The organism is Kitasatospora sp. NEAU-CNBT7 (genome assembly GCF_057220535.1).
The window spans coordinates 1-4544 of record NZ_JBXQQB010000094.1 but is presented as its reverse complement, the minus strand read 5'-3'; the positions used below and the strand labels follow the sequence as shown (position 1 = coordinate 4544).

Genomic DNA, 4544 nt, shown 5'->3' with positions numbered 1-4544 from the left:
TGCCGCCTCCTCAGCAAGCAACCCCTTCGCAATCGCCTGCCAGAACTGGCGCTGAACCTCCCGCCGAAGCGCCGGCGCACCCGGAGACTTCATCGGCGACCGCCCGGTCAACGCCGCCATCCACCCATGGGAAGAACCGGCATATGCTACGATAACGCCGCAGCCGAGAGCTTCTTCGGACTGCTCAAAGCGGAGATCGGCACCACCATCTGGGAGAGCCGCGAGGCCGCCCGCGCCGACGTCTTCCGCTTCATCGAGGTCGAATACAACCGCACCAGGCTCCGCAAACATCCCGAGTTCGGGTACCTCACCCCGCTCGAGACCCGAGCCAGGCTGCAGCACGACCTCACCCCCGCAGCGTAAGCACCCGCTGTCCAGGATCAGGGGGAACTTCACAGCGGTGCAAGCTCAGCTTCATATGACCGACGAAATCAACCTTCGACGGCCAACTCTCCGCCGGACGCCACCAACTCAACCGAGTTACACCGTTCATTGGGCAGACCTCCTGCCCAAACCGCCACCCTTCCATGAATTTCTACAGCAGCAAGAGTGAGATATTCATTGGGCGCGACAGAGGGAATTAAATGTCAAATCCATTCTCCCCGAATCCCGCAAAGAATCTTGCCATCAAGCTTGAAGATGACGAGGAGGGGGATTTTCTTGACCTCCTTGCGGCGAAAGGCGCCAACGACTGGGTGGAGGCATGCGGGGGAATAGCACCTATGCGAGAATACTTGCGTAGCATGAGAATATCAGAGGGAGTACCCCCCATTACCTTCTTGGTGGTCCCGCAATGGGGCTCCCGGCCTCCGGGTCCGGCATGACTGCTCCCCCCTGTTGATTGCATGGCAATGCCGTTGCTTTTGGGGCAGCAGACCGGTTGAACCGGTGTGCTGATATCCCGTCTGGAGCGGCTGGGACTGGGTGTCCTGACGCGGTCGTGCCCGCCCGAGCTGGTGGACCGGGTGATCGATGACGTCGGCTGCTCGGAGAAGCGTCGTCGTCTGCTGTCCGCCCGGTTCACGGTCTACTTCGTGCTGGCGATGTGCCTGTTCCCGCAGGCCGACTACCTGGAGGTGCTGCGCCTGGTGAAGGCCGGGGACCGGGGGCTGCGATCGTGGGTCGGCGTGAACAAGTCCTCACTGACCCGGGCGCGGCAGAGGCTCGGATGGACTGTGCTGCGGGAGCTGTTCCGTGCGGCAGCCAGGCCCTTGGGCGACAGCGGAGTGCTGTTCCGCGGCTTGCGGGTGCTGGCCCTGGACGGGACCCTCCTGGCCGTGCCCGACTCGGTGGCCAACGACGACGCCTTCGGAAAGTCCGGCTCCCGGCGCAGTCCCATGGGCTATCCGCAGGCCCGGGTAGTGGCGGTGGCCGAGCGCTCCTCCCATGCCGTGCTCGACGCGGTGATCGGTGGGTTCAAGGAGTCCGAACGCATAGTCTCCGACGCCTTGGACGCCCATCTCGGGGATGGCACGTTGCTGCTGGCCGATCGTGGTCTGTGGGGCCTGGCCCGATGGCACCGCCTGCGGGAGCGGGGCACTCACCTGCTGTGGAGGATCGAGCGGCGCAAGGCCCGTCGGGTCCAGGACGTCCTGCCCGACGGCAGCTACCTGGCCCGGATCGAGGCGAACAAGCACAGCAAGGCCGCCGGCACCATCAAAGCCCCGCCTGCGCTGGTCCGGGTGATCGAGTACCGCATCGACGGACAGCCCGACATCGTCCGGCTGATCACCAGCCTGACCGACCATGAGAAGTACCCGGCCGCCGAGCTCGCCGCCCTCTACGCCCGGCGCTGGGAGATCGAGCTGGTCTTCGACGAGATCAAGACCCATCAACGCGGCCGACCGGTCCTGAGGTCGCAGACACCGGACGGGGTGAGGCAGGAGATATACGCGCACCTGGTCGTGCACCACGCCACCCGCGACCTGTTGGACGAAGCCGCCCGGCTGCACGACAGCACCGCCGAGCGGACCTCGTTCACCCGCGCCCTGCACGTCGTCCGCCGCACGGTGATCTCATCGAGCGGATTTTCCCCCCTCCGCCCGCAGGCGTGACCGGCGCCTGGGACTCGCCGAGATCGGTAACACCCTGCTGCCTGCCCGATGGCATCGCGACTGCCCCCGGAGAATCCGGTCATGCATCACTCCGTACGGCAGCAAAGCCCCCAACGAACCTGCCAGCCAACGCCGTTCACCGGTCATCGTCACACTCAACCACCGATGGCACGACCACTAACGCAACGGCATTGGATTGCATGGCCTGGGGGGTGGTGTCACCGGTCCCGGAGGCACTGACAGACCGCTGATTAGGGGCATGACCACCGGCTTGTCCGCAGGTCGGGAGGCTCTTCGTAATGTGGATGTGGCGATCGGTGCCGCAGGACGGCCGGGTGGGGACGACCAGGAGATCCACGTGATCGACACCAGCGACATCGGCGCCTTCCTCGGACTGGACGTCGGCAAGGGCGAACACCACGCCACCGCCGTCACCCCGACCGGGAAGAAGGCCTTCGACAAACGGCTGCCCAACAGCGAGCCCAAGCTCCGCGAGCTCTTCGGCAAGCTCCAGGCCAAACACGGCACCGTCCTGGTGGTCGTGGACCAGCCCGCCTCGATCGGCGCCCTGCCACTCGCGGTCGCCCGCGACATGGGATGCCCGGTCGCCTACCTGCCAGGGCTGACGATGCGCCGAATCGCCGACCTCTACCCCGGCGAAGCCAAGACCGACGCCCGAGACGCGTTCGTCATCGCGGACGCCGCCCGCCTCATGCCCCACACACTCCGCTCCATCGAGCTCGAAGACCAGACCATCGCCGAGCTGGAGATGATCGTCGGCTTCGACGACGACCTGGCCGGCGAAGCCACCCGCGTCAGCAACCGGCTGCGAGGCCTGCTGACCCAGATCCACCCGCACCTGGAGCGAGTCCTCGGCCCGCGCATCCAGCACCCTGCCGTCCTGACGCTGCTGGAGCGGTTCGGATCCCCGGCCGAGGTCCGCAAAAGCGGGTCGCCGAAGGCTCGTCACGCTGATACGGCCGCAGGCCCCGCGCATGGCCGAGCGGCTCATCGAGGAGGTCTTCACCGCGCTCGACGAGCAGACCGTCGTCGTCCCGGGCACCGACGCCGCCGCACTCATCGTCCCGAGCCTGGCCCGCTCACTGTCCGCCGTCCTCGACCAGCGCAAGATCCTCGCGGCCCGGATCGAGGAACTGCTGGAGAACCACCCTCTTTCCAAGGTCCTGACGTCCATGCCGGGGATCGGCGTCAGGACCGGGGCCAGGATCCTCATCGACGCCGGCGACGCCAGCAGCTTCCCCTCCGCGGCCCACCTCGCCGCCTACGCCGGCCTCGCCCCCGCGACCCGAAGCTCCGGCTCCTCGATCCGCGGCGAACAACCCTCCAGACGCGGCAACAAACAGCTCAAACAGGCCTTCTTCCTGTCCGCGTTCGCCGCCCTCGCCGACCCGGCGTCGCGGGCCTACTACGACAAGAAGATCGCCCAGGGCAAACACCACACCCAGGCCCTGCTCTGCCTCGCCCGCCGCAGGGCCGACGTGCTCTTCGCGATGCTCCGCGACGGCACCTTCTACGAACCCCGGCCCGCCGCCTCGGCCTGAATCACCGAGACTCCGAATCCCCGCACACCGGACAGTCGTACTCGTCGACCGAGTCCAGGGCGACCGGGTGACCGCAGAAGTCACACGGCCGCAAGCCCTCATCAGCGGACACCTGGACAGTCGGCTCGTCTCCCATGCCCGCCAGAGTGCCAGGCGATCTCGGAACTGTCACCGCCCCCTTGACCAAACACATAGAGCTCGTAACACGATCTTGTGAATCGGTGCAGGTCGGCCGTAACCGGTACGACGATTGAGCTGTTCGTGATGGCGTGAGCACCAAGCCGTGGGCCGTGGATGACGAGTTGTGGGCGATGATCGAGCCGGTCCTGCCGGCCTGGCCCGAGCGGTCACCGGGACCGAAGCCCGTGTCGGACCGGCTCTGCCTGCAGGGCATCCTCTTCATTCTCTACACCGGGATCCCGTGGCAGCAGCTGCCCCTGGAGCTGGGCTTCGGCTCAGGCCAGACATGCTGGCGGCGCCTGGAGCGCTGGCAGGAGGCCGACGTCTTCGACCGGCTGCACCGGATACTGCTCGCCGAGCTCAACGCGGCTGGCGAACTGGACTGGAGCCGCGCGTGCGTGGACGCCTCCCACGTACGCGCGAAAAAAGGGGACCGGCGACGGGCCCGTCGCCGGTCGACCGCCGCAAGACAGGCAGCAAACACCACCTGATCTGTGACGGTGGCGGCACCCCGCTCCACATGATCACCACCGCGGCCAACGTGAACGACGTCACCCAGACCCTCGCCTTGGTGGACGGAGTACCGCCGGTGGCCGGCCGGGTCGGCCATCCCCGCAAGCGCCCCGACGCCCTCCTCGGTGACAAGGGCTACGACAGCAACCCCAACCGGCGCGAACTCCGCAGGCGCGGGATCCTGCCGGTCATCTCCCGCAAGGGGCAGCCCGACATCAAGGGACTTGGCAAGCTC

Annotated in this window: 4 protein-coding genes and 1 pseudogene; all 5 read left to right on the top strand. The window is 66.9% G+C overall.

What is annotated here, in order from left to right:
* Positions 1 to 126: 126 nt before the first annotated feature.
* Complete coding sequence (locus AC2TEW_RS38335; protein WP_484627787.1) at positions 127 to 363, top strand: IS3 family transposase; 237 nt, start codon at positions 127 to 129, stop codon at positions 361 to 363.
* 527 nt (positions 364 to 890) lie between these two features.
* A complete protein-coding gene (locus AC2TEW_RS38330; protein ID WP_484627786.1) occupies positions 891 to 2054 on the top strand; it encodes an IS4 family transposase in 1164 nt (387 codons plus the stop codon).
* Positions 2055 to 2412: 358 nt separating this feature from the next.
* Positions 2413 to 3616: pseudogene (locus tag AC2TEW_RS38325) on the top strand (IS110 family RNA-guided transposase).
* A 269-nt stretch (positions 3617 to 3885) separates the two neighbouring features.
* Positions 3886 to 4287 (top strand): transposase, encoded by a 402-nt coding sequence (locus tag AC2TEW_RS38320; protein ID WP_484627785.1) that lies wholly within the window; start codon positions 3886 to 3888, stop codon positions 4285 to 4287.
* Positions 4191 to 4544: transposase (locus AC2TEW_RS38315; protein ID WP_484627744.1), on the top strand; the 354-nt coding region annotated here is incomplete at its 3' end. The genes AC2TEW_RS38320 and AC2TEW_RS38315, both read left to right, overlap by 97 nt.

Bases quoted from the DNA above. Each gene is read 5' to 3' on its own strand.
- AC2TEW_RS38335 (WP_484627787.1), top strand. From the start codon at position 127: ATGGGAAGAACCGGCATATGCTACGATAACGCCGCAGCCGAGAGCTTC.